Raw genomic sequence first — 23,251 nt, forward strand, 5'->3', positions numbered from 1 at the left:
ATGTCCTGCTGTTCCTGCGCCTTCTCCGCAGGTGACTTCTGCTATTCGACCCACTAGAATGCATGCCCTTGATTCTGGGCCGGAACGGCCGGCTTACGTCTGTGCAACGAGGAATATCCATGCAAGTTTCTGTTGAAAGCACCTCCGCTCTTGAGCGCCGCATGACCATCGGTGTCCCGGCCGAGCGCGTCGAGACCGAAGTGACCAAGCGTCTGCAACAGACTGCCCGTCGTGCCAAGGTCGCTGGTTTCCGTCCTGGCAAGGTGCCGATGAGCGTTATTCGTCAGCGCTACGAGGACTCCGCTCGTCAGGAAGCCCTGGGTGATCTGATCCAGGCGACCTTCTACGAAGCCATCGTCGAGCAGAAGCTGAACCCGGCTGGCGCTCCGGCTGTCGAGCCGAAGTCGTTCGAGAAGGGCAAGGATCTGGAATACGTTGCCATCTTCGAAGTCATCCCGGAAATCCAGGTGGCCGGCCTCGAAGGCATCGCCATCGAGCGCCTGCAGGCCGAAGTCGGCGAGGCCGACGTCGACAACATGCTGGAAATCCTGCGCAAGCAGAACACCCGCTTCGAGGCTGCCGAGCGCGCCGCCGAAAACGGCGACCAGCTGAACATCGATTTCGTCGGCAAGGTTGACGGCGAAGTCTTCGTCGGCGGTTCCGCCAAGGGTACCCAGCTGGTGCTCGGCTCCGGCCGCATGATCCCGGGCTTCGAAGAAGCGCTGGTCGGCGTCAAGGCCGGTGAAGAGCGTGTGATCACCCCGACTTTCCCGGCTGATTACCAGAACCTCGAGCTGGCCGGCAAAACGGCCGAGTTCAGCGTGACCGTCAACAGCGTTTCCGCCCCGCAACTGCCGGAGCTGAACGACGAGTTCTTCGCCCAGTTCGGCGTCAAGGAAGGCGGTATCGACGGTTTCCGTGCCGAAGTGCGCAAGAACATGGAGCGCGAGCTGCGCCAGGCCATCAAGTCCAAGGTGAAGAACCAGGTGATGGAAGGTCTGCTGGCCGCCAACCCGGTTGAAGTGCCGAAGGCGCTGATCGGCAACGAAGTGAACCGTCTGCGCGTGCAGGCCGTGCAGCAGTTCGGCGGCAACATCAAGCCGGACCAACTGCCGGCCGAGCTGTTCGAAGAGCAGGCCAAGCGCCGCGTCGTCCTGGGTCTGCTGGTTGCCGAAGTGGTCAAGCAGTTCGAGCTGAAGCCGGACGATGCCCGCGTACGCGAAGTGATCGAAGAGATGGCCTCGGCCTACCAGGAGCCTGAGCAGGTTCTGGCCTGGTACTACAAGAACGACCAGCAGCTGAACGAAGTGCGTTCGGTTGTACTGGAAGAACAAGTTGTAGATACTGTTCTGCAGAAGGCCAAAGTGACCGATAAAGCGGTCTCCTACGAAGAAGCGGTCAAGCCGGCGGAAGCTCCGCAAGCTGCCTGATCCCTCGCCTCGTTAGAGCACACCATAAGCCAGCCTTCGAGCTGGCTTATGCGTCTTTGGGATATGAACATTTATGGAGAGATCGCTGGACATGTCGCGTAATCAATTTATGCAGCAAATGCCTGATATCCAAGCTGCCGGCGGCCTGGTGCCGATGGTGGTCGAGCAATCCGCCCGCGGTGAGCGTGCCTACGATATCTACTCGCGCCTGTTGAAGGAGCGGGTGATCTTCCTGGTCGGCCCGGTCGAGGACTACATGGCCAACCTGGTGGTTGCCCAGCTGCTGTTCCTCGAGGCGGAAAACCCGGACAAGGACATCCATCTCTACATCAACTCCCCGGGTGGTTCGGTGACCGCTGGCATGTCGATCTACGACACCATGCAGTTCATCAAGCCCGACGTGTCCACCATCTGCATCGGCCAGGCCTGCAGCATGGGCGCGTTGCTGCTGGCTGGCGGGGCTGCCAACAAGCGTTACTGCCTGCCGCATTCGCGGATGATGATTCACCAGCCGCTGGGCGGCTTTCAGGGCCAGGCCTCGGATATCGAGATCCATGCCCGGGAAATCCTCACCATTCGTGAGCGCCTGAACAAGATCCTGGCCGACCATTGCGGCCAGCCGATCGACGTGATCGCCAAGGATACCGATCGCGACAACTTCATGAGCGGCGAAGAAGCGGTCAAGTACGGCCTCATCGACCAGGTGCTGAACAAGCGCCAGCTGGCCAGCTAACCCGCTTTTCTCCGGGGCGGTCGCACATCCGGCCGTCCTGTAGGGTTGAAAATGCCAGCAATTGCCTCCATCTTGTGTTCCATGCCTACCGGATTTGGATTGATCGAATGACTGACACCCGCAATGGCGAGGACAACGGCAAACTGCTTTATTGCTCCTTCTGCGGCAAAAGCCAGCATGAAGTGCGCAAATTGATTGCCGGCCCCTCGGTCTTTATCTGCGACGAGTGCGTCGACCTGTGCAACGACATCATCCGCGAGGAGGTGCAGGAAGCCCAGGCCGAGAGCAGTGCGCACAAGTTGCCCGCGCCGAAAGAAATCAGCGGCATCCTGGATCAGTACGTCATCGGTCAGGAGCGCGCCAAGAAGGTGCTCTCCGTCGCGGTGTACAACCACTACAAGCGTTTGAATCAGCGCGACAAGAAAGACGATGTCGAGCTGGGCAAGAGCAACATCCTGCTGATCGGTCCGACCGGCTCGGGCAAGACCCTGCTGGCCGAAACCCTGGCGCGTCTGCTCAATGTACCGTTCACCATCGCCGACGCCACCACCCTGACCGAAGCCGGTTATGTCGGTGAGGACGTCGAGAACATCATTCAGAAGCTGCTGCAGAAGTGCGACTACGATGTCGAGAAGGCCCAGATGGGCATCGTCTACATCGACGAGATCGACAAGATCTCGCGCAAGTCGGACAACCCGTCGATCACCCGTGACGTCTCGGGCGAAGGCGTGCAGCAGGCGCTGCTGAAGCTGATCGAAGGCACCGTGGCTTCGGTTCCGCCGCAGGGCGGGCGCAAGCATCCGCAGCAGGAGTTCCTGCAGGTCGACACGCGCAACATCCTGTTCATCTGCGGTGGTGCGTTCTCCGGCCTGGAGAAGGTCATCCATGGTCGCTCGACCAAGGGGGGCATCGGTTTCAATGCCGAGGTGCGCAGCCAGGAGCTGGGCAAGAAGGTTGGCGAGGCGCTGCGTGAGGTCGAGCCGGACGATCTGGTCAAGTTCGGCCTGATACCGGAGTTCGTCGGTCGTCTGCCGGTCATCGCCACCCTCGACGAACTCGACGAGGCGGCGCTGATGCAGATCCTCACCGAGCCGAAGAATGCGCTGACCAAGCAGTACGGCAAGCTGTTCGAAATGGAAGGCGTGGACCTGGAGTTCCGTCCGGATGCGCTCAAGGCCGTGGCCCGTCGCGCGCTGGAGCGCAAGACCGGTGCCCGTGGCCTGCGCTCCATCCTCGAAGGTGTGCTGCTCGACACCATGTACGAGATCCCCTCGCAGAGCGAAGTCAGCAAGGTGGTGATCGACGAAAGCGTGATCGAGGGCAATTCCAAGCCGCTGCTCATCTACGAAAACAGCGAGCCGCCGGCCAAGGCTGCGCCTGACGCGTGATGCCTGATACCTGACGAAACAAAGGGCCCTGCGGGGCCCTTTGTTTTTCCGGTGTCCTTGCTTGTTTTTTCCCGGGGCTGGCCCCATCTTAGGTTCAAGGGTCTCCCGTCCGTTTACGGCCAAATGGCCGCCGTAGAGCTGAAATCATGAAGACAACCATCGAATTGCCTCTCCTGCCCCTGCGCGATGTTGTGGTCTATCCACACATGGTCATTCCGCTGTTCGTGGGGCGCGAGAAGTCCATTGAAGCCCTCGAGGCGGCAATGACCGGCGACAAGCAGATTCTCCTGCTGGCGCAACGTAATCCGGCGGACGACGATCCGGGTGAAGACGCCCTGTACCGCGTGGGTACCGTGGCGACCGTGCTGCAGTTGCTGAAGCTGCCGGATGGCACGGTCAAGGTGCTGGTCGAGGGCGAGCAGCGTGGCCGCATCGAGCGCTTCATCGAGGTGGACGGCCATTGCCGCGCCGATGTGCAACTGATCGACGAGACGGAAGTCGCCGAGCGCGAGGCGGAAGTCTTTGCCCGCAGCCTGCTCAGCCAGTTCGAGCAATACGTGCAGCTGGGCAAGAAGGTCCCGGCCGAAGTGCTGTCCTCGCTGAACAGCATCGACGAGCCCGCTCGCCTGGTCGACACCATGGCCGCGCACATGGTGCTGAAGATCGAGCAGAAGCAGGAAATCCTCGAAATCACCGAGCTGCCGGCCCGGGTCGAGCACGTGATGGCGCTGCTGGATGCGGAAATCGACCTGCTGCAGGTCGAGAAGCGCATCCGCGGCCGGGTCAAGAAGCAGATGGAGCGCAGCCAGCGCGAGTACTACCTGAATGAGCAGATGAAGGCCATTCAGAAGGAGCTGGGCGACATCGACGAGGGTCACAACGAGATCGATGAGCTGAAGAAGCGCATCGACAACGCCGGCCTGACCAAGGAGGCGCTGACCAAGGCCAATGCCGAGCTGAACAAGCTCAAGCAAATGTCGCCGATGTCGGCCGAGGCCACCGTGGTGCGCTCCTATATCGACTGGCTGGTGAACGTGCCGTGGAAGGCCGAGAGCAAGGTGCGTCTCGACCTGGCCAAGGCCGAAGACATCCTCGATGTCGACCACTATGGCCTGGACGAGGTCAAGGAGCGCATCCTCGAGTATCTCGCCGTGCAGAAGCGGGTGAAGAAGCTCAAGGGGCCGGTGCTGTGCCTGGTTGGCCCGCCCGGGGTGGGCAAGACCTCGCTGGCCGAATCCATCGCTCGTGCGACCAACCGCAAGTTCGTGCGCATGGCCCTGGGTGGCGTGCGTGACGAGGCCGAGATCCGCGGCCATCGGCGGACCTATATCGGTTCCATGCCGGGCCGACTGATCCAGAAGATGACCAAGGTTGCCGTGCGCAACCCGCTGTTCCTGCTCGACGAAATCGACAAGATGGGCCAGGACATGCGTGGCGACCCGGCCTCGGCGCTGCTGGAAGTGCTCGATCCGGAACAGAACCACAACTTCAACGACCATTACCTGGAGGTCGACTACGACCTGTCCGATGTGATGTTCATCTGCACCGCCAACTCCATGAATATCCCCGGCCCGCTGCTAGACCGCATGGAGGTGATTCGTCTGCCCGGTTACACCGAGGACGAGAAGATCAATATCGCGGTCAAGTACCTGGCGCCCAAGCAGATCGAGGCCAATGGCCTGAAGAAGGGCGAGATCGAGTTCGAAGCCGCGGCGATCCGCGACATCATCCGCTACTACACCCGCGAAGCCGGGGTGCGCAGCCTGGAGCGGCAGATCGCCAAGGTGTGCCGCAAGGCGGTGAAGGAACATGCCAAGGAAAAACGTTTCAGCGTATTGGTGACCGCCGATCTGCTGGAACACTTCCTCGGCGTGCGGCGTTACCGCTACGGCCTGGCCGAGCAGCAGGACCAGATCGGCCAGGTGACCGGCCTGGCCTGGACCCAGGTCGGCGGCGAGCTGCTGACCATCGAGACCGCCGTGGTGCCGGGCAAGGGCCAGCTGATCAAGACCGGCTCGCTCGGTGACGTGATGGCCGAGTCGATGACGGCGGCGCTCACCGTGGTGCGCAGCCGGGCCAAGAGCCTGGGCATCCCGCTGGACTTCCACGAGAAGCGCGACGTGCACATCCACATGCCGGAGGGCGCCACGCCCAAGGATGGCCCGAGTGCCGGTATCGGTCTGTGCACGGCGCTGGTTTCGGCCCTGACGCAGATTCCGGTGCGCGCCGATGTGGCCATGACCGGCGAGATCACCCTGCGCGGTCAGGTACTGGCAATTGGCGGTTTGAAGGAAAAACTCCTGGCCGCGCACCGCGGTGGAATCAAGACCGTTATCATCCCGGAAGAAAATGTGCGGGATCTGAAGGAAATTCCCGAGAATATTAAGCAAGACCTGACCATTAAGCCGGTTAAATGGATTGACGAGGTCCTGCAAATTGCGCTGCAATACGCCCCGGAGCCCTTGCCCGATGCGGCTCCCGAGATGGTTGCAAAGGATGACAAGCGCGAGTCTGATTCCAAGGAGCGAATCAGCACGCATTAGCCGGAGGGCTTCCTTGACACATTTTTCGAGCCCTTGTTATAAAGCGGCTCTCATGTGTCAGCCAGGCCCTTCAGCACCCGCTTTGCTTACACCAAACAATTAAGAAACAACTCAACAGAAATAAGGGGACTTAGATTGAACAAGTCGGAACTGATCGATGCCATCGCCGCATCTGCTGATATCCCGAAAGCTGTTGCTGGCCGCGCGCTGGACGCAGTGATCGAATCCGTCACTGGCGCCCTGAAGGCTGGTGATTCCGTGGTGCTGGTTGGCTTCGGTACTTTCGCTGTCAAAGAGCGTGCTGCCCGCACTGGCCGCAACCCGCAGACCGGCAAGCCGATCAGCATTGCTGCTGCCAAGATCCCAGGTTTCAAAGCTGGTAAAGCCCTGAAAGACGCCGTCAACTAAGCGTCTCTCTGGCCTTGCCCATCCAGGTCGGGCTGGTCCCGACCTGGTCGGAGCGGCGGTTCAGACGAGCCAAAGCCGCTCCATCAGTTACCGAGAAGGCGCATCCTAGGATGCGCCTTTCTTTTATCCGGATTTCACCCACGCTGCATGGCTGCTTGTTCAGCGCAGCCGTTTCGGGGGATGCATGCTGCAGAATATCAGGGACAATTCACAGGGGTGGATTGCCAAGACCATCGTCGGCGTCATCGTCGCGCTGATGGCTCTCACCGGATTCGACGCCATCGTCAACTCCGCGAGTAACAGTAAGAATGCTGCCGACGTCAATGGCGAGAAGATCACCCAGGACGCCCTCGGCAGTGCCGTCGACATGCAACGTCGCCAGTACATCCAGCAATTCGGCAAGGACTTCGATGTGTCCATGCTGGACGACAAGATGCTGCGCGAGTCGGCGCTCAACGGTCTGATCGACCGCAACCTGCTGCTGCAGGGGGCCAAAGACTCCGGCATGGCGTTTTCCCAGGCGGCACTCGATCAGCTGATTCTGAGCATGCCGCTGTTCCAGGTGGACGGTAAGTACAACAAGGACCGCTTCCTGCAGATCATCCAGCAGGAGGGTTACACCCCGATGCAGTTCCGCCAGCGTCTGGAACAGGATGTGCTGATCAGCCAGCTGCAGGCCGGCCTGGTCGGCAGCAGCTTCCTCACCGATGCCGAGCTGAATGCCTTCGTCCGCCTGGACAAGCAGACCCGTGACTTCGCCACCCTGACCCTGCAAGCCGACGCCAAGGCGGTACAGCTCAAGGATGAGGAGCTGAAGGCCTACTACGACGGCCATGCCGACCAGTTCATGAGCCCCGAGCAGGTGGTGCTGGACTACGTCGAGCTGAAGAAGAGCGCCTTCTTCGACCGTGTAGAGGTCAAGGATGATGAGTTGCAGGAGCAGTACCAGAAGGAAATTGCCGGGCTGGGCGAACAGCGTCAGGCTGCGCATATCCTGCTCGAGGTCAACGACAAGCTGAGCGACGAGCAGGCCAAGGCCAAGCTCGAGGACGTACGCAAGCGCCTGCAGCAGGGCGAGGACTTTGCCGCGCTGGCCAAGGAACTGTCCCAGGATCCAGGGTCGGCGGCCAATGGCGGCGACCTGGGCTATGCCGGCCCGGGCGTCTACGACCCGGCCTTCGAAGAGGCGCTGTATGCGCTCAAGCAAGGCGAAGTCTCCGCTCCGGTGCGCAGCGAGTTCGGCTGGCACCTGATCAAGCTGCTGGGCGTGCAGGCGGCTGATGTGCCGAGCTTCGACAGCCTGAAGGACAAGCTGGTCGCCGATCTCAAGGCGCCGCGTGTCGAGCAGCTGTTCGTCGAGGCCTCCAAGGCCCTCGAAGACGCCGCCTACGAGGCTGCCGATCTGGCCCAGCCGGCCCAAGAGCAGGGGCTCGAGGTGAAAACCACCACGGCCTTCGGCCGCGAGGGTGGCAGCGAGGGCGTGGCCGCCAACCGTCAGGTGATTCAGGCGGCATTCAGCGAAGATCTGCTGGAGGCTTCGGCTAACAGCGGGGCCATCGAGCTGGACCCGGATACCGTGGTGGTAGTGCGGGTCAAGGAGCACAAGAAGTCGCAACTGCTGCCGTTCGAGCAGGTCGCCTCCAGCATCCGCGAAACCCTGACCCTGCAGCGTGCCAACGAAGCGGTCAAGGCCAAGGGCGAAGCACTGCTGGCCAGCCTGCGCGAAGGCAAGACCCCGGTCGAGCAGGCCGAGCAGGGCCAGGGCTGGAAAGTCGTCGAGGCGGCGACGCGCAACCAGGAAGGCGTCGATCCGGTTCTGCTGCAGGCGCTGTTCCGCATGCCCAAGCCGGCCGACAACGGCGCACCGACCTTCACCGGTGTCAGCCTGAGCAATGGCGACTATGTGCTGCTGCGCCTGAATGGCGTCGGCCAGCCGCAGGCCGAGCTGAGCGCGGAAGAGAAGACCATGTACCGCCGCGCCCTGGCTTCGCGCCAGGGGCAGCAGGACTTCAATGCCTACCGTGCCGAGCTGAAGGAACAGGCTGACATCGAGCGTTACTGATCGATTGGGTCCGCCCCGCGGGGCGGATCGCCAGCCACAAAAAAGGCCGCGTGATGCGGCCTTTTTTGTGGGCGAGGATCGAGTCAGGCTCAGTCTTCGATGTTGCCCATGGCGGTGGTGTTGAAGCCGCCGTCGACATACATGATCTCGCCGCTGATGCCCGAGGCCAGGTCGGAGCAGAGGAAGGCGCCGGCGTTGCCGACTTCCTCGATGGTCACGTTGCGACGCAGCGGGGTCTGCTTCTCGTTGGCGGCGAGCATCTTGCGGAAGCTCTTGATGCCGCTTGCCGCCAGGGTGCGGATCGGGCCGGCGGAGATGCAGTTGACGCGGGTGCCTTCCGGGCCGAGGCTGCCGGCCAGGTAGCGCACGCCGGCTTCCAGGCTGGCCTTGGCCATGCCCATCACGTTGTAGTTGGGCATGGTGCGTTCCGCGCCCAGGTAGGACAGGGTTAGCAGGCTGCCGTTGCGGCCCTGCATCAGCTCGCGGCCGGCCTTGGCCAGGGCGACGAAGCTGTAGGCGCTGATGTCGTGGGCGATCTTGAAGCCTTCGCGGGTGGTGACTGCGGTGAAGTCGCCGTCCAGCTGGTCACCGGGGGCGAAACCGACCGAGTGGACGATGCAGTCCAGGCCGTCCCATTTCTTGGCCAGTTCGGCGAAGACCGTGGCGATTTCCTCGTCATTGGCCACGTCGCAGGGGAAGCACAGTTCGGGGCCCGAGCCCCAGCCGGCGGCGAATTCCTCGACGCGGCCTTTCAGCTTTTCGTTCTGGTAGGTGAAGGCGAGCTCGGCGCCCTCGCGATGCATGGCGGCGGCGATGCCCGAGGCAATCGACAGTTTGCTGGCCACGCCAACGATCAGTACGCGCTTACCGGCGAGAAAACCCATGTGCTTTGTTCCTCTTCTGATTAATCGGCCTTGCCGGGAGCCATGAAGGCGGCTTCCAGCAACTGCCGGGTATAGGTGTGCTGCGGGGTGGCGAAGATCGTGTCGGCCAGGCCTTGTTCCACCACCTTGCCCTGTTTGACCACCATCAGCTGGTGGCTCAGGGCCCTGACCACCGCCAGGTCGTGGCTGATGAACAGGTAGGTCAGGTTGTACTTGGCCTGCAACGAGCGCAACAACTCCACCACTTGGCGCTGCACCGTACGGTCGAGCGCCGAAGTGGGCTCGTCCAACAGAATCAGCGCCGGTTTCAGCACCAGTGCCCGGGCAATGGCAATCCGCTGCCGTTGCCCGCCGGAAAACTCGTGGGGGTAGCGATGCCGGGTTTCCGGATCCAGACCTACTTCCACAAGCGCGTCGATGACCGCCTGTTCCTGCTCCGCCGGCGTCCCCATGCGGTGGATATCCAGGCCTTCGCCAACGATCTGCCCGACCGACATGCGCGGGCTGAGGCTGCCGAAGGGGTCCTGGAACACCACCTGCATCTGCCGCCGCAACGGCCTCACGGCCTGTTGCGACAACCCGTCCAGCGCCTGGCCCTGGAAGCGGATGGCGCCCTGGCTGCCGAGCAGCCGCAGGATCGCCAGGCCGAGGGTGGACTTGCCGGAACCGCTTTCACCGACTATGCCCAGGGTCTGACCCTGGGGCAGGCTGAAATTGATGCCGTCCACCGCCTTCACATGGTCGACCGTACGGCGCAGCAGCCCTTTCTTGATCGGGAACCACACGCGCAGGTCGTCCACTTCCAACAGCGGCGGGCCGGCAGGGTTGGCTGCCGGGCCGCCGCTGGGCTCGGCGCCGAGCAATTCCTGGGTATAGGGATGCTGCGGCGCATGGAACAATTCGTCACACGACGCCTGTTCGACGATGCGACCGCGCTGCATGACACATACGCGGTGCGCGATTCGTCGCACCAGGTTGAGATCGTGGCTGATCAGCAGCAGCGACATGCCCAGGCGCGCCTGCAGATCCTTGAGCAGCTCGAGGATCTTCAGCTGCACGGTGACGTCCAGCGCGGTGGTCGGCTCGTCGGCGATCAGCAGCTCCGGCTCGTTGGCCAGGGCCATGGCGATCACCACGCGCTGGCGCTGGCCGCCGGACAGTTCATGCGGGTAGGCGCGCAGGCGCTTGTGCGGCTCGGGGATGCCGACCAGCTCGAGCAGCTCCAGGGTGCGCGCGGTGGCGGCCTTGCCGGAGAGGCCCTTGTGCAGGGCGAGGACTTCGTTGATCTGCTTGCCGATGGTGTGCAGCGGGTTGAGCGAGGTCATCGGCTCCTGGAACACCATGGCGATGCGGTTGCCACGGATGCCGCGCAGCTTGGCCTCGCTGAGCTGGAGCAGGTCCTGCTCGCCATAGTGGATGCTGCCGATCGGGTGGCGGGCGAGCGGGTAGGGCAGCAGGCGCAGGATCGAGTGGGCGGTGACCGACTTGCCCGAGCCGCTTTCGCCGACCAGGGCCAGGGTTTCGCCGCGTCGGATGTCGAAGCTGACGCCTTCGACCACGCGCTGGACGAGGCTGCCGGTGACGAACTCGACGGCCAGGTCGCGCACTTCGATGAGGTTGTTCGCGTCGGTCATCTCATTTCCTCGGGTCGAAGGCATCGCGCGCGGCTTCGCCGATGAACACCAGCAGGCTGAGCATCAACGCCAGCACGGCGAAGGCGCTGATCCCCAGCCAGGGCGCCTGCAGGTTGGACTTGCCCTGGGCCACCAGCTCGCCCAGCGACGGCGCGCCGGGCGGCAGGCCGAAGCCTAGGAAGTCCAGGGCGGTCAGGGTGCCGATCGCACCGGTGAGGATGAACGGCATGAAGGTCATGGTCGAGACCATGGCATTGGGCAGGATATGGCGGAACATGATGGCGCCGTTCTGCATGCCCAGGGCGCGCGCCGCGCGCACATATTCCAGGTTGCGCCCGCGGAGGAACTCGGCGCGCACCACATCGACCAGGCTCATCCAGGAAAACAGCAGCATGATGCCCAGCAGCCACCAGAAGTTCGGCTGCACGAAGCTGGCCAGGATGATCAGCAGGTAGAGCACCGGCAGGCCCGACCAGATTTCCAGGAAGCGCTGGCCGACTAGGTCGACCCAGCCGCCATAGAAGCCCTGCAGGGCGCCGGCGAACACGCCGATCAGCGAGCTGAGCAGGGTCAGTACCAGGGCGAACAGCACCGACACGCGGAAGCCGTAGATCACCCGCGCCAGCACGTCGCGGCCTTGGTCGTCGGTGCCCAGCCAGTTCTGCGCCGAGGGTGGCGCGGGCGCCGGCACCTGCAGTTCGTAGTTGATGCTGGAGTAGTCGAAGGGGATCGGCGGCCAGAGCATCCAGCCGTCCTTCGCGGCGATCAGCTCGCGGATGTAGGGGCTCTTGTAGTTGGCCTGCAGCGGGAACTCGCCACCGAAGGTGGTTTCCGGGTAGCGCTTGAGCACCGGGAAGAACCATTCGCCGTCATAGCGCACGGCCAGCGGCTTGTCGTTGGCGATCAGCTCGGCACCGAGGCTGAGGATGAACAGGCCGAGGAACAGCCACAGCGACCACCAGCCGCGCTTGTTGCTTTTGAACCGGGCGAAGCGCCGTTGGTTGAGCGGGGAGAGTTTCATCTCAGTTCTCCCGGCTTTCGAAGTCGATGCGCGGATCGACCAGGGTGTAGGTGATGTCGCCGATGAGTTTCACGACCAGTCCCAGCAAGGTGAAGATGAACAGGGTGCCGAACACCACCGGATAGTCGCGGTTGATCGCCGCCTCGAAGCTCATCAGGCCCAGGCCGTCGAGGGAGAAGATCACCTCGATCAGCAGGGAGCCGGTGAAGAAGATGCCGATGAAGGCCGAGGGGAAGCCGGCGATGATGATCAGCATGGCGTTACGGAACACGTGGCCGTAGAGCACGCTGGTGTTGCTCAGGCCCTTGGCGCGGGCGGTGACCACGTACTGCTTGCCGATCTCGTCGAGGAAGCTGTTCTTGGTCAGCAGGGTCAGGGTGGCGAAGTTGCCGATCACCAGGGCCGTCACCGGCAGAGCCAGGTGCCAGAAGTAGTCGAGCAGCTTGCCGCCCAGGCTCAGCTCGTCGAAGTTGGCCGAGGTCAGCCCGCGCAGGGGGAACCAGTCCCAGTAGCTGCCGCCGGCGAACAGCACGATCAGCAGGATGGCGAAGAGGAATGCCGGGATGGCGTAGCCGATGATGATCGCGGTGCTGGTCCAGACGTCGAAGGCGCTGCCGTGGCGGGTGGCCTTGGCGATGCCTAAGGGGATCGACACCAGGTACATGATCAGGGTGCTCCACAGCCCCAGGGAGATCGACACCGGCATCTTCTCCAGCACCAGGTCGATCACGCTGGCGTCGCGGAAGAAGCTCTCGCCGAAGTCCAGCTGGGCGTAGTTCTTCAGCATCAGCCAGAAGCGCTCGGGGGCCGACTTGTCGAAGCCGTACATCTTCTCGATTTCTTCGATCAGCTTGGGGTCCAGGCCCTGGGCGCCGCGGTAGGTGGAGCCGGCCACGGAGACCTCGCCGCCACCGCCGGAGATGCGCCCGGTGGCGCCGCCGGCGGCGGCATCGAAGCCCTCCAGCTTGGCGATCATCTGCTCCACCGGCCCGCCGGGGGCGGCCTGGACGATGAGGAAGTTGATCAGCAGGATGCCGAACAGGGTCGGGATGATCAGCAGCAGGCGGCGCAGGATGTAGGCGAGCATTCAGCGAACTTCCTCGGCCGGCGCGGTCGGGCTGGGTTCTGCGGCGCCGACCGGGCGTTCTTCCCACCAGGTCATCAGGCCGTAGTCGTACAGCGGCGTCACCGCCGGGCGGCCGAAGCGCTTCCAGTAGGCCACGCGCCAGGTGTCGACGTAGTAGTTGGGCACCACGTAGTGGCCCCACAGCAGCACGCGGTCGAGGGCGCGCGCATGGTTGATCAGCGCCTGGCGCGAATCGGCGCGGATCAGGCCCTCCACCAGCTGGTCGATGGCCGGGTCGCGCAGGCCGATCAGGTTGCTGCTGCCGGGGTTGTCGGCGCTGCTGGAGTGCCAGAAGTCCAGCTGCTCGTTGCCCGGCGAGCTGGATTGCGGCCAGATCGCCGAGGTCATGTCGAAGTCGCGCGAGCGCAGGCGGTTGATGAACTGCGAGGTGTCGACCCGGCGGATCTGCAGGTCGATGCCCAGCTCGGCCAGGTTGCGCTTGAACGGCAGAATCACTCGCTCCAGGTTGGCCTGGTAGTTGAGGAACTCGAAGGCCAGCTGCTTGCCCTGGGCATCGATCATCTTGTCGTCTTCGATGCGGTAGCCGGCCTCGGTAAGCAACTGGTAGGCGCGCCGGCTCTGCTCGCGGATGATGCCGCTGGCGTCGCTGACCGGCGGCTTGAACTCGGTGGTGAAGACCTCCGGCGGCACTTTCCCGCGCAGCGGTTCGAGCAGCTTCAGCTCCTCGCTGTCCGGCAGGCCGCGGGCGGCCATTTCCGAGTTCTCGAAGTAGCTGTGGGTGCGCTTGTAGGCGTTGTGGAACAGCTGCTTGCTGGCCCATTCGAAGTCGAACAGCAGGGCGATCGCCTCGCGCACCCGGCGATCCTGGAAGATCGGCCGACGGGTGTTGAACACGTAGCCCTGCATGCCCACCGGGTTGTGGTTGGGAATCGCCTGCTGGACGAACTTGCCGGCGCGCAGGGCCGGGGAGTCGTAACCGGTGGTCCAGTCCTTGGCCGAGTATTCGAGGTTGACGTCGAACTGTCCGGCCTTGAAGGCCTCCAGGGCCACCGAGCTGTCGCGGTAGTAGTCCATGTCGATGCGCGCGAAGTTGTACAGGCCGCGCGCCACCGGCAGGTCCCGGGCCCACCAGTCCGGGTTGCGTTCGAAGCGGATCGAGCTGCCCGGGGCGATCTTGCTGATGTGGTAGGGGCCGCTGCCCAGCGGCGCCTCCAGGCTGGTTTCGGCGAAATTGCGCTTGGCCGGCAGCAGCTTGAGCTGGGCCAGGCTGTCGAGCACGGCCTGGGCGGGCTGGCGCGGGAAGCTCAGCTCTAGGCTGGACTCATCGAGGGCCTTGAGCTGTTCGGCCGCTGGCAGCTCGGGGTTGCCGGCGGCCAGTTGCTCGTAGTTGCGGCGGATGCTGTCGACCGGCAGGGTCTGGGTGCCGTCCAGCGCCTTGATCAGCAGCTTGCCGTCCGCCTGCACGGTGAGGCTGGCCAGCTGGTCGAGCCGCTGCGCGCTGTCGGCCTGGCTGGCGTCCAGTTCGTTCCACCAGTGCTTGGGCAGAATCTCCAGCTGGCCGAGGATCAGCGGCAGTTCGCGGTTGCCCGTGTGCTTGAAGTCGAAGCGCACGCGGCGCGCGTCTTCGGCCACCACCTGGGCCACGTCGGCGTAATAGTGGCGGTACTGCGGGTGACCGTGCTTGACCAGGGCGTTGAAGGTAAACACCACGTCCGCGGCGGTGACCGGCACGCCGTCGTGGAAGCGTGCCTTGGGGTTCAGGTAGAAGCGCACGAAGCTGTTGTCCGCGGCCTTCTCGATCTTCTCGGCGAGCAGGCCGTACTCGGTGAAGGGTTCGTCCAGCGAGCGGTAGGTCAGGCTGTCGTAGATCAGGCCGATGCGGTCGGCGACGTTGCCCTTGGGGATGAACGGGTTGAGGCTGTCGAAGCCGCCCAGGCCGGGCAGGCGCAGGGTGCCGCCCTTGGGCGCGTCCGGGTTGACGTAGGCGAAGTGCTGGAAGCCGGCCGGGTACTTGGCCGGCTCGCCATACAGGGTCAGCGCGTGCTGCGGGGCCGCCTGGGCCAGGCCGGCGAGCAGCAGCAGGCCGGCACCGAGGGTGCGCAGGGGATTCGTCATCGAGCGGTCTCCGTGGGCTTCAGCCACCAGGCCCGCAGCCCGAGGGTATAGGGCGGGGTGGTGACGAAGGCGAACCGGTTGCGGTACGCCAGGCGGTGATGATTGATGTACCAGTTGGGAATGCTGTAGTGCTGCCAGAGCAGGATGCGGTCGATGGCGCGGCTGGCGGCGATCTGCTCGTCGCGGCTCTGCGCGGCCAGCAGCTTCTCCAGCAGGCTGTCGATCACCGGGTGGGCGACGCCGGCGTAGTTCTTGCCGCCCTTGACGTCGACCTGGCTGGAGTGGAAGTACTGCCACTGTTCCAGGCCGGGGCTGAGGCTTTGCGGCAGGGTCATCAGGATCATGTCGTAGTCGAAGTGGTCGAGGCGCTGCTTGTACTGGGCGCGGTCGACCGTGCGCAGGCTGGCCTGGATGCCGATGCTGGCGAGGTTCTCGGTGTAGGGCTGGAGAATGCGTTCCAGGTTCGGGTTGACCAGCAGTATCTCGAAACGCAGCGGCTGGCCCTTGGCGTTGACCAGGGTTTGCCCGGAAGGTTTCCAGCCAGCCTCGGCGAGCAGGCCCAGCGCCTTGCGCAGGGTTTCCCGCGGCACCCCGGCGCCATCGGTGTGCGGCAGGACGAAGGCTTCGCCGAACAGACGCGCCGGCAGCTGCTTGCGATAGGGCGAGAGCAGCAGCCACTCGGCGCCTTCCGGCTTGCCGCTGGCGGCGAACTCGCTGTTCGGGTAGTAGCTGCTGGTGCGCTGGTAGGCGCTGTTGAACAGGGCGCGGTTGGTCCACTCGAAATCGAACATCAGGCCCAGGGCCTCGCGCACCTTGCTGTCGGCGAAGGTGGCACGGCGGCTGTTCATGAACAGCGCCTGGGTCTGGGTGGGGATCTGGTGCGGGATCTCGGCGCGGATCACCTCGCCGCGGGCGATGGCGGGAAAACGGTAGCCGTTGGCCCAGTTCTTCGCCTGGTGCTCGATGTAGAAGTCGAATTCGTCGGCCTTGAAGGCCTCGAAGGCGACGTTGCTGTCGCGGTAGAACTCCACCTCGACGCGGTCGAAGTTGTACTTGCCGCGGTTGACCGGCAGCTTCTCGCCCCACCAGTCCTTGACCCGCTCGAATACCAGGCCGCGGCCCGGATTGATCCTGCTGATGCGGTAGGGACCGCTGCCCATTGGCGCCTCGAAGCTGGTGGCCTTGAAGTCGCGGCCCTTCCAGTAGTGCTGGGCCAGCACCGGCAGTTCGCCCAGGCGCAGGATCAGCAGCGGGTTGCCGGCACGCTTGAAGACGAAACGGATGCGGTGGCGGTTGAGGATGTCGACGCGCTTCACTTCCTGCAGGTTGGTACGGTACTGCGGGTGCCCGTCCTTGATCAGCAGGCGGTAGGAGTAGGCCACGTCGTAGGCGGTGATCGGCTGGCCGTCGTGGAAGCGCGCTTCCTCGCGCAGGTTGAACACCACCCAGCTGCGGTCCTCGCTGTACTCCACGCTCTTGGCGATCAGGCCGTAGCTGGAGGCCGGCTCGTCGCCCGAGGGGTCGTATTGCCCGGTGCCGGCCATCAGGGTCTCGTTCAGCTCGCTGACCCCGTATTGCAGGAAGTTGGGCGCGGCGGAGGGGCTGCTGCCCTTGAAGCTGTAGGCGTTCAGCGTGTCGAACGTGCCGTAGGCCATCACCCGCAGGGTGCCGCCCTTGGGCGCGTCGGGGTTCACCCAGTCGAAGTGAGTGAAGCTGGCGGGGTATTTGAGGGTGCCGAATTGGGCGTAGCCATGGCTTTCGCTGATGCTTGCGAAGGCGGGAAAGCTCATGGCCAGGCCAAGTATCAGCAGGAGCAGGGGACGCATCGGGTGCAAGGTCCAGTCCATGGCGGCTTTTGGGCTTCTGGGTCGGTACAGTAACAGCTTGTATCCGCAGGAAAAAGAGTGCCTTTTCCGCTACGGATGCTGTCAATTTGATTACACTGAAACAAATTGAAACGGGGGCACTATCTTGGCGGAACGCAGTGTGGGTTTGCAGGCATGGATAGACCGTTTGAATCAGGCCGAATTACCCGCTTTAGCCGCGGTCGTGCAGGACTTGCATCGACTTTCCCAGGCCGACAGGGCCTCGGTGCAGCAACTGGCCGATGTGCTGCTGCGCGACGCCTCGCTCACCGCCAAGGTGCTGCGGGTCGGTAACAGCGTCTATTACAACCCGTCCCAGGAAACCATCCGCACCATTTCGCGGGCCATCGTGCTGATCGGCTTCGACAATGTGCGGCTGATCGGCATGTCGGTCAGCCTGATCGACAGCCTGCTCACCAAGGTGCCGCGCGAGCAGCTGCAGATGCTCCTGGCACGCTCGTTCCACGCCGCGGTGCAGGCGCGCAACATCGCCGGCTATGTGCTGACCAAGCATCAGGAAGAGGTGTTCATCGCCGCCCTGCTGAATCAGGTCGGCGAACTGGCGTTCTGGGGCTGCGGCGGGGAACAGGCCGATGAGCTGGCCGATGCCCTGGAGCAGCCCGGCGTGGTCGAGGAGGAGGCGGTGCGCCAGGTGCTCGGCACCAGCTTCCGTCAGCTGACCATGGGCCTGGTGAAAAGCTGGAACCTCGGCGAGATCGCCAGCCTGGCGCATGGCAGCAATCCGGCCGATCCGGCGGTGCGCGCGGTCAACCTGGGTGTGCGCATCAGCGAGGCGGCGCTGGAGGGGTGGGATTCGCCGGCGATGGAGGTGCTGGTCAAGCAGCTCGCCGCATTCACCGGGATCAGCAGCGAGGATGCGCTGAAGCAGATCCTGGAAAGCGCCGAGGAAACGGTCAAGGTGGCCGCCACCTTCGGCGCCAGCAAGCTGTGCAGCCTGATCCCCAATACCGACCCCGAGCAGATCAAACTGCAGCAGCAGGAGCGCAAGGCGCGCCTGTTGCAGCCTGACCTGCTGGTGCTGCAGCAGGCCCTGCAGGACCTCGGCATGCTGGCCAGCCAGAAGGGCGATGTCGGCCTGATCCTCGATACCCTGCTCAAGGGCCTGCACGATGGCGCCGGGCTGGAGCGGGTGATGCTGGCGGTGCTGGCCGATGGGCAGACGCGCTTTCGTGCCAAGCGGGTGGTGGGGGACGGCACGCAGAGCTGGCTGAGCGATTTCCAGCTGCCGGCCAGCCAGGCCGAGCAGCCACACCTGTTCAGTTACGCCCTGCGCAATCGCGAGGCGCTGTGGATGGGGGTGCCGGCCAGCTACAACCTGAACGAGCTGGTGACCCTGCCGATGCGCCAGCTGCTGGGCCAGGGAATGTTCTTCATCGCCCCGGTGCTGGCCGGTACCCGCGAGATCGGTGTGCTCTACGCCGACTGCCGCTTGTCCGGGCGGGCCCTCAAGCACGAGCAGTTCGTCGCCTTCCAGCGTTTCACCCAGCTGACCGGGCGTTGCCTGGAGGCGCTGAGCAAGCGCTGAGGTTCTGAGGGGGGCTCAGTTGAGGTAGAGCGTCAGGGTCTGCCCGGGCTTCAGCGACTGGCTGCTGCTGCGCGGGTTCCAGCGTTGCAGGCTCTGCATGTCGACCTTGAAGCGCTGGGCGATCAGGTACAGCGAGTCGCCGCTCTTGACCCGGTAGTAGGTGACTGCCGAGCGCTTGTCAGGCGCCTTGCTGGCCGCCGGCTTGGCCGCGGCCACCGAGTTGCCGGTGCCGCCACTGGCGCCGCCATGGATCAGCAGTTGCTGGCCGAGGCTGAGCTTGCTGCGGCTGTTGAGCTTGTTCCAGCGCTGCAGGTCCTGCAGCGATACCCGATGGGCATTGGCGATCTGCCACAGGGTGTCGCCGCTGCGCACCTTGTAACGCTTCGGTCCGGAGGCAGGCACGGCCTTGGCGGTCTGCTGGTGCAGCGGCTGGCTCGGTTCGCCGTCGCCAGCGGCGGGAATGCTGAGCACCTGACCGACCCGCAGGTTGTTGCTGGTCAGGTTGTTGACCTGCTTCAGGGTGTTGACCGTCAGGTGGTAGCGATTGGCGATGCTGTGCAGGTTGTCGCTCGGGCGCACCCGGTATTCCTGCCAGTTCACCAGTTGCTGGGGCTTCATCAGGGCCAGGTTGGCGCTGAGCATCTCGGCCTTTTCGGTCGGCACCAGCAGGTGCTGTGGGCCGTCCATGGTGATGCGCTTCTTGAAGGCCGGGTTGAGGTTGTACAGCTCGTCCTCGTCGATCTCGGCCATCTGCGCGACCCGCGACAGGTCGAGGCGCTGGCGGATCGCCACTTGCTCGAAGTAGGGCTCGTTGGCGATCGGGCTGAGGCGCACGCCATAGGCCTCCGGCGACATGACGATCTGCGACAGGGCCAGCAGCTTGGGCACGTAGTCCTGGGTTTCCTTGGGCAGCGGCAGGTTCCAGTAGTCGGTTGGCAGGCCGAGCTTCTGGTTGCGCTCGATGGCCCGGCTGACCGTGCCTTCGCCGGCGTTGTAGGCGGCCAGGGCCAGCAGCCAGTCACCGTTGAACATGTCGTGCAGACGGCTCAGGTAGTTCAGCGCCGCATCCGTCGAGGCGGTGATGTCGCGGCGGCCGTCGTACCAGTTGGTCTGGCGCAGGTTGAAGTGGCGGCCGGTGGAGGGAATGAACTGCCAGAGGCCGACCGCGTGGCTGCGTGAATAGGCGAAGGGGTTGTACGAGCTTTCGATGGCCGGCAGCAGGGCCAGCTCCATCGGCATCTTGCGCTCTTCCAGGCGCTCGACCACGTAGTGGATATACAGGCTGCCGCGCTCGCTGGCGTTTTCCAGGAAGGACGGATTGCTGACGAACCACAGGCGCTTGTTTTCGATGCGCGGGTTGACGCCGATATCGCCCTGCAGCTCGAAACCGTCGCGCATGCGTTCCCAGATATCGCGCGGCGGCTCGTCCTGCTCGACCTCGTTGAGCCACTCCGGCTCCCGTTGCAGGCCGACCGCGCGATTGGTGTCGCGATCGTCTTCGTCCGGGCCGTTGCCCATGCTTTGGCAACCGCTCAGAACCACGCACAGCATCACCGCCAGAGCCCTTGCGCGTCGTGCCAATGCAGCTGATTCAAGGGATCTGGAGAGTAATGGAGGCATTGGTCGCTAGGATCGTCCGGCGCAAAAGTTCGGGCGATTCTAGGAACGCCTCAGGGGGTGGTCAAGTTTTCACCAGTCCGCTGATCAGTTTTTAACCAATCCGGAAGCCGTCCTTCCAGGCGCGCAGGCAGGCAAACAGCTCATCCGGCGAGCGCTGGCGGGCACCGTCCCGCTCGTCGATTTTTTCTTTAATGGATGTTTCCCCACAGCGCAGGAAGGGGTTGGTGGCCTTCTCCAGCGCCAGGTTGGAGGGCAGGCTGCTGCGCCCCTGGGCACGCCAGGCGCTGACTTCCTCGAAGCGCGCGGCGATGGCCGGGTTGTTCGGTTCGGCGGCGCGGGCAAAATGCAGGTTGCTCAGGGTGTATTCGTGGGTGCAGTAGACCAGGGTCGCGTCCGGCAGGCTGGCCAGCTTGTTCAGCGAGGCGTGCATCTGCGCCGGGCTGCCTTCGAACAGGCGCCCGCAGCCGGCGGCGAACAGGGTGTCGCCGCAGAACAGCCAGGGCTGCTCGGCATCGGCATGGTAGTAGGCGATATGGCCGAGGGTGTGGCCGGGCACTGCGTAGACGACGAACTCGCGGTCGAGCACGCGGATACGATCGCCTTCGGCCAGGGCCGCGTCGCGCTCGGGGATGCGCTCCTGCGCCGGGCCGTACACTCGGGCGCCGGTGGCGGCCTTGAGCTGGGCGATGCCGCCGACATGATCGGCGTGGTGGTGGGTGATCAGGATGTCGCTCAGTTGCCAGCCCGGGTGGGCGGCGAGCCAGGCCAGCACCGGCGCGGCGTCGCCCGGGTCGACCACGGCGCAGCGTTGCTGGGCGTGGTCCTGCAGGAGCCACAGGTAGTTGTCGCTGAAGGCGGGCAGGGCGTCGATCTGAAACATTTTTCGGGGTCGCCAATCGAGGAGCAATGGCGCATCTTAAGCGGCAAAGCCCTGCTTGTGTCACTGGAGGTGCCCGATGCGCGAGCAACCCTTTGCCCAGGCCGATACGGACTGGCTGAACCTGACCCAGGCCGCCCGCGAGTGGCTGGCCTCGCCCCTCGGCGAGCTGCTGCTGGAAGAGGAGCGCCGCGCCCTGGATGAAGAGCTGACGCGCTATTTCGGCGGCTACCTGGTGCATTACGGCCCGGCGGCGGCGCAGCCGGCCAAGGCGCCGCAGATTCGCTGCAACGTGCGCCTCGGTGCGCCGCTGGCCGGCGTGGATATCGCCTGCGAGGAGCAGGCCTGGCCGCTGGGCGAGCACGCCGCCGATGTGGTGGTGCTGCAGCACGGCCTGGACTTCTGCCTGTCGCCCCATGGCCTGCTGCGCGAGGCGGCGCACAGCGTGCGCCCGGGAGGCCACCTGCTGGTCGTCGGGGTCAACCCCTGGAGCGCCTGGGGCCTGCGCCATTACTTCGCCCGCGACGGTTTCCGCCAGGCTCGCTGCATCTCACCGGCGCGCATGAGCGACTGGCTCAGCCTGCTCGGCTTCGCGCTGGAGAAACGCCGCTTCGGGTGCTATCGTCCGCCGCTTGCTTCAGCGGCCTGGCAATCGCGCCTGGCCCGGCTGGAGACCTGGGGCGGCACCTGGCAGATGCCGGGGGCGGGCTTCTATCTGTTGGTAGCGCGCAAGCTGGTGGTCGGCCTGCGGCCGCTGCGACCTGTGCAACGGGCCACCATGGGCAAGTTGCTGCCAATGCCGGTGGCCAAAGTCAGTCGCCGCGATTCCGAGCAATAGATTAATAAGTAGTCAATGAGCGAAGACATAGTCGAGATCTACACCGATGGCGCCTGCAAGGGCAATCCCGGCCCGGGCGGCTGGGGCGCGCTGTTGGTCTTCAAGGGTGCCGAAAAGGAACTCTGGGGCGGCGAGCCCAACACCACCAACAACCGCATGGAACTGATGGCGGCGATCTGCGCGCTGATCGCGCTGACCCGGCCCTGTTCCGTGCGCCTGGTCACCGACTCGCAGTACGTGATGAAGGGCATCCAGGAATGGATGCCGAACTGGAAGAAACGTGGCTGGAGGACTGCCAGCAAGGAGCCGGTGAAGAACGCCGACCTGTGGCAGGCGCTGGACGAGCAGGTCAACCGCCACCGGGTCGAGTGGCGCTGGGTGCGCGGGCATACCGGCCATCCGGGCAACGAGAAGGCCGACCAGTTGGCCAACCGCGGCGTCGACGAAGTGAGGGCAATGAAACATGCGTAGCGTAGTACTCGATACCGAAACCACCGGCATGCCGGTGACCGATGGCCATCGCATCATCGAGATCGGCTGCGTCGAGCTGATGGGGCGGCGCCTGACCGGGCGCCACTACCACGTCTATCTCAACCCGGATCGCGAGATCGACGAAGGCGCGATCGCGGTGCACGGCATCACCAACGAGTTCGTCGCCGACAAGCCGCGTTTCAGGGAAGTGGCCGACGAGTTCTTCGAGTTCATCCACGGCGCCCAGCTGATCATCCACAACGCGGCGTTCGACGTCGGCTTCATCAACAACGAGTTCGCCCTGCTCGGGCAGAGCGAGCGCGCCGAAGTCAGCGACTACTGCGGCATCCTCGATACCCTGTTGATGGCCCGCGAGCGCCATCCGGGGCAGCGCAACAACCTCGACGCCCTGTGCAAGCGCTATGGCGTCGACAACTCCGGGCGCGACCTGCACGGCGCGCTGCTCGACGCCGAGATCCTCGCCGACGTCTACCTGACCATGACCGGCGGCCAGACCCACCTGTCGCTGGCCGGCGAGGGGGGCGACGGCAGCGGCCGGCAGATGCCCAGTCCGATCATCCGTCTGGATGCCAATCGGGCGCCAACCCGCATCATTCGCGCCAGCGAAGCCGAGCTGGCCGCCCACGCCGCACGCTTGGCGGTGATCGAGAAGTCCGCCGGCGCGCCCTCGTTGTGGGCGCAGCTGGACGCGGCGAAAGAAAGCTGAGA

18 protein-coding genes are annotated in these 23,251 nt (G+C 64.3%); 10 read left to right on the plus strand and 8 right to left on the minus strand.

Annotated features, from left to right (window positions below):
• Positions 1–119 precede the first annotated feature (119 nt).
• The 6 genes from tig (at position 120) to F3I62_RS10180 (ending at position 8,564) form a co-directional block, all read left to right on the plus strand.
• Positions 120–1,430 (plus strand): trigger factor, encoded by a 1,311-nt coding sequence (gene tig / locus F3I62_RS10155; protein WP_160489536.1) that lies wholly within the window; start codon positions 120–122, stop codon positions 1,428–1,430.
• A gap of 91 nt (positions 1,431–1,521) precedes the next feature.
• Positions 1,522–2,163 (plus strand): ATP-dependent Clp endopeptidase proteolytic subunit ClpP, encoded by a 642-nt coding sequence (clpP, locus tag F3I62_RS10160; RefSeq protein WP_160489537.1) that lies wholly within the window; start codon positions 1,522–1,524, stop codon positions 2,161–2,163.
• A 107-nt stretch (positions 2,164–2,270) separates the two neighbouring features.
• Positions 2,271–3,551, plus strand: coding sequence for an ATP-dependent Clp protease ATP-binding subunit ClpX (gene clpX, locus F3I62_RS10165; protein WP_160489538.1), 1,281 nt, complete (start codon positions 2,271–2,273; stop codon positions 3,549–3,551).
• Positions 3,552–3,697: 146 nt separating this feature from the next.
• Positions 3,698–6,094, plus strand: coding sequence for an endopeptidase La (gene lon, locus F3I62_RS10170; RefSeq protein ID WP_160489539.1), 2,397 nt, complete (start codon positions 3,698–3,700; stop codon positions 6,092–6,094).
• Positions 6,095–6,229: 135 nt separating this feature from the next.
• Positions 6,230–6,502: a nucleoid-associated protein HU-beta gene (gene hupB / locus F3I62_RS10175; RefSeq protein ID WP_003239952.1), complete on the plus strand. Its 273-nt coding sequence runs from the start codon at positions 6,230–6,232 to the stop codon at positions 6,500–6,502.
• A 184-nt stretch (positions 6,503–6,686) separates the two neighbouring features.
• On the plus strand, positions 6,687–8,564 hold the full coding sequence (locus F3I62_RS10180; protein ID WP_160489540.1) for a SurA N-terminal domain-containing protein: 1,878 nt from the start codon (positions 6,687–6,689) through the stop codon (positions 8,562–8,564).
• Positions 8,565–8,653: 89 nt separating this feature from the next.
• Here F3I62_RS10180 and fabI read toward each other — a convergent pair whose 3' ends face one another.
• Genes fabI through F3I62_RS10210 form a run of 6 tightly spaced genes read right to left on the minus strand, consistent with a single transcriptional unit; the run spans position 8,654 to position 17,131 of the window.
• On the minus strand, positions 8,654–9,448 hold the full coding sequence (gene fabI, locus F3I62_RS10185) for an enoyl-ACP reductase FabI (RefSeq protein WP_160489541.1): 795 nt from the start codon (positions 9,446–9,448) through the stop codon (positions 8,654–8,656).
• A gap of 20 nt (positions 9,449–9,468) precedes the next feature.
• Entirely contained in the window at positions 9,469–11,082 is a 1,614-nt protein-coding gene (locus tag F3I62_RS10190; protein ID WP_160489542.1) for an ABC transporter ATP-binding protein, read from the minus strand.
• Position 11,083: 1 nt separating this feature from the next.
• Positions 11,084–12,103: an ABC transporter permease gene (locus tag F3I62_RS10195; RefSeq protein ID WP_160489543.1), complete on the minus strand. Its 1,020-nt coding sequence runs from the start codon at positions 12,101–12,103 to the stop codon at positions 11,084–11,086.
• A gap of 1 nt (position 12,104) precedes the next feature.
• Positions 12,105–13,190 carry a microcin C ABC transporter permease YejB gene (locus F3I62_RS10200; protein ID WP_160489544.1) on the minus strand — a complete coding sequence of 362 codons (1,086 nt, stop codon included), beginning with the start codon at positions 13,188–13,190 and terminating at the stop codon, positions 12,105–12,107.
• The gene (locus F3I62_RS10205; RefSeq protein WP_256667735.1) at positions 13,191–15,305 is read right to left on the minus strand and encodes an extracellular solute-binding protein; all 2,115 of its coding nucleotides are present in this window, start codon (positions 15,303–15,305) and stop codon (positions 13,191–13,193) included. It lies immediately after the preceding gene.
• Positions 15,302–17,131 (minus strand): extracellular solute-binding protein, encoded by a 1,830-nt coding sequence (locus F3I62_RS10210; protein WP_160489545.1) that lies wholly within the window; start codon positions 17,129–17,131, stop codon positions 15,302–15,304. The genes F3I62_RS10205 and F3I62_RS10210 overlap by 4 nt, the downstream gene beginning before the upstream one ends.
• Positions 17,132–17,297: 166 nt before the next feature.
• Here F3I62_RS10210 and F3I62_RS10215 point away from each other — a divergent pair, with 166 nt between their 5' ends.
• Positions 17,298–18,716, plus strand: a complete 1,419-nt coding sequence (locus tag F3I62_RS10215) for an HDOD domain-containing protein (protein WP_372240118.1) — start codon at positions 17,298–17,300, stop codon at positions 18,714–18,716.
• 15 nt (positions 18,717–18,731) lie between these two features.
• On the opposite strand, the gene F3I62_RS10220 is transcribed toward F3I62_RS10215, so the two are convergent.
• Positions 18,732–20,336 (minus strand): LysM peptidoglycan-binding domain-containing protein, encoded by a 1,605-nt coding sequence (locus F3I62_RS10220; RefSeq protein ID WP_160489547.1) that lies wholly within the window; start codon positions 20,334–20,336, stop codon positions 18,732–18,734.
• Between the two features lie 91 nt (positions 20,337–20,427).
• Entirely contained in the window at positions 20,428–21,216 is a 789-nt protein-coding gene (gene gloB / locus F3I62_RS10225) for a hydroxyacylglutathione hydrolase (protein ID WP_160489548.1), read from the minus strand.
• Between the two features lie 76 nt (positions 21,217–21,292).
• On the opposite strand from gloB, the gene F3I62_RS10230 reads away from it, so the two are divergent.
• Genes F3I62_RS10230 through dnaQ form a run of 3 tightly spaced genes read left to right on the plus strand, consistent with a single transcriptional unit; the run spans position 21,293 to position 23,249 of the window.
• A complete protein-coding gene (locus tag F3I62_RS10230; protein WP_160489549.1) occupies positions 21,293–22,051 on the plus strand; it encodes a class I SAM-dependent methyltransferase in 759 nt (252 codons plus the stop codon).
• A 15-nt stretch (positions 22,052–22,066) separates the two neighbouring features.
• Positions 22,067–22,522, plus strand: a complete 456-nt coding sequence (gene rnhA, locus F3I62_RS10235; protein WP_160489550.1) for a ribonuclease HI — start codon at positions 22,067–22,069, stop codon at positions 22,520–22,522.
• Positions 22,515–23,249, plus strand: a complete 735-nt coding sequence (gene dnaQ / locus F3I62_RS10240) for a DNA polymerase III subunit epsilon (protein WP_160489551.1) — start codon at positions 22,515–22,517, stop codon at positions 23,247–23,249. Before rnhA ends, dnaQ begins: the two co-directional genes overlap by 8 nt.
• Positions 23,250–23,251 lie beyond the last annotated feature (2 nt).

This window comes from Pseudomonas sp. R-28-1W-6, assembly GCF_009799925.1.
GTDB lineage: Bacteria > Pseudomonadota > Gammaproteobacteria > Pseudomonadales > Pseudomonadaceae > Aquipseudomonas.

Excerpts from the sequence above, each read along its gene's own strand:
- dnaQ (WP_160489551.1), top strand. The coding sequence starts at position 22,515 with ATGCGTAGCGTAGTACTCGATACCGAAACCACCGGCATGCCGGTGACC.
- F3I62_RS10195 (WP_160489543.1), bottom strand. The coding sequence starts at position 12,103 with ATGAAACTCTCCCCGCTCAACCAACGGCGCTTCGCCCGGTTCAAAAGC.
- F3I62_RS10205 (WP_256667735.1), bottom strand. The coding sequence starts at position 15,305 with ATGACGAATCCCCTGCGCACCCTCGGTGCCGGCCTGCTGCTGCTCGCC.
- F3I62_RS10200 (WP_160489544.1), bottom strand. The coding sequence starts at position 13,190 with ATGCTCGCCTACATCCTGCGCCGCCTGCTGCTGATCATCCCGACCCTG.
- gloB (WP_160489548.1), bottom strand. The coding sequence starts at position 21,216 with ATGTTTCAGATCGACGCCCTGCCCGCCTTCAGCGACAACTACCTGTGG.
- tig (WP_160489536.1), top strand. The coding sequence starts at position 120 with ATGCAAGTTTCTGTTGAAAGCACCTCCGCTCTTGAGCGCCGCATGACC.
- F3I62_RS10220 (WP_160489547.1), bottom strand. The coding sequence starts at position 20,336 with ATGCCTCCATTACTCTCCAGATCCCTTGAATCAGCTGCATTGGCACGA.
- rnhA (WP_160489550.1), top strand. The coding sequence starts at position 22,067 with ATGAGCGAAGACATAGTCGAGATCTACACCGATGGCGCCTGCAAGGGC.
- fabI (WP_160489541.1), bottom strand. The coding sequence starts at position 9,448 with ATGGGTTTTCTCGCCGGTAAGCGCGTACTGATCGTTGGCGTGGCCAGC.
- F3I62_RS10180 (WP_160489540.1), top strand. The coding sequence starts at position 6,687 with ATGCTGCAGAATATCAGGGACAATTCACAGGGGTGGATTGCCAAGACC.
- clpP (WP_160489537.1), top strand. The coding sequence starts at position 1,522 with ATGTCGCGTAATCAATTTATGCAGCAAATGCCTGATATCCAAGCTGCC.
- F3I62_RS10190 (WP_160489542.1), bottom strand. The coding sequence starts at position 11,082 with ATGACCGACGCGAACAACCTCATCGAAGTGCGCGACCTGGCCGTCGAG.
- F3I62_RS10210 (WP_160489545.1), bottom strand. The coding sequence starts at position 17,131 with ATGCGTCCCCTGCTCCTGCTGATACTTGGCCTGGCCATGAGCTTTCCC.
- F3I62_RS10230 (WP_160489549.1), top strand. The coding sequence starts at position 21,293 with ATGCGCGAGCAACCCTTTGCCCAGGCCGATACGGACTGGCTGAACCTG.
- lon (WP_160489539.1), top strand. The coding sequence starts at position 3,698 with ATGAAGACAACCATCGAATTGCCTCTCCTGCCCCTGCGCGATGTTGTG.
- clpX (WP_160489538.1), top strand. The coding sequence starts at position 2,271 with ATGACTGACACCCGCAATGGCGAGGACAACGGCAAACTGCTTTATTGC.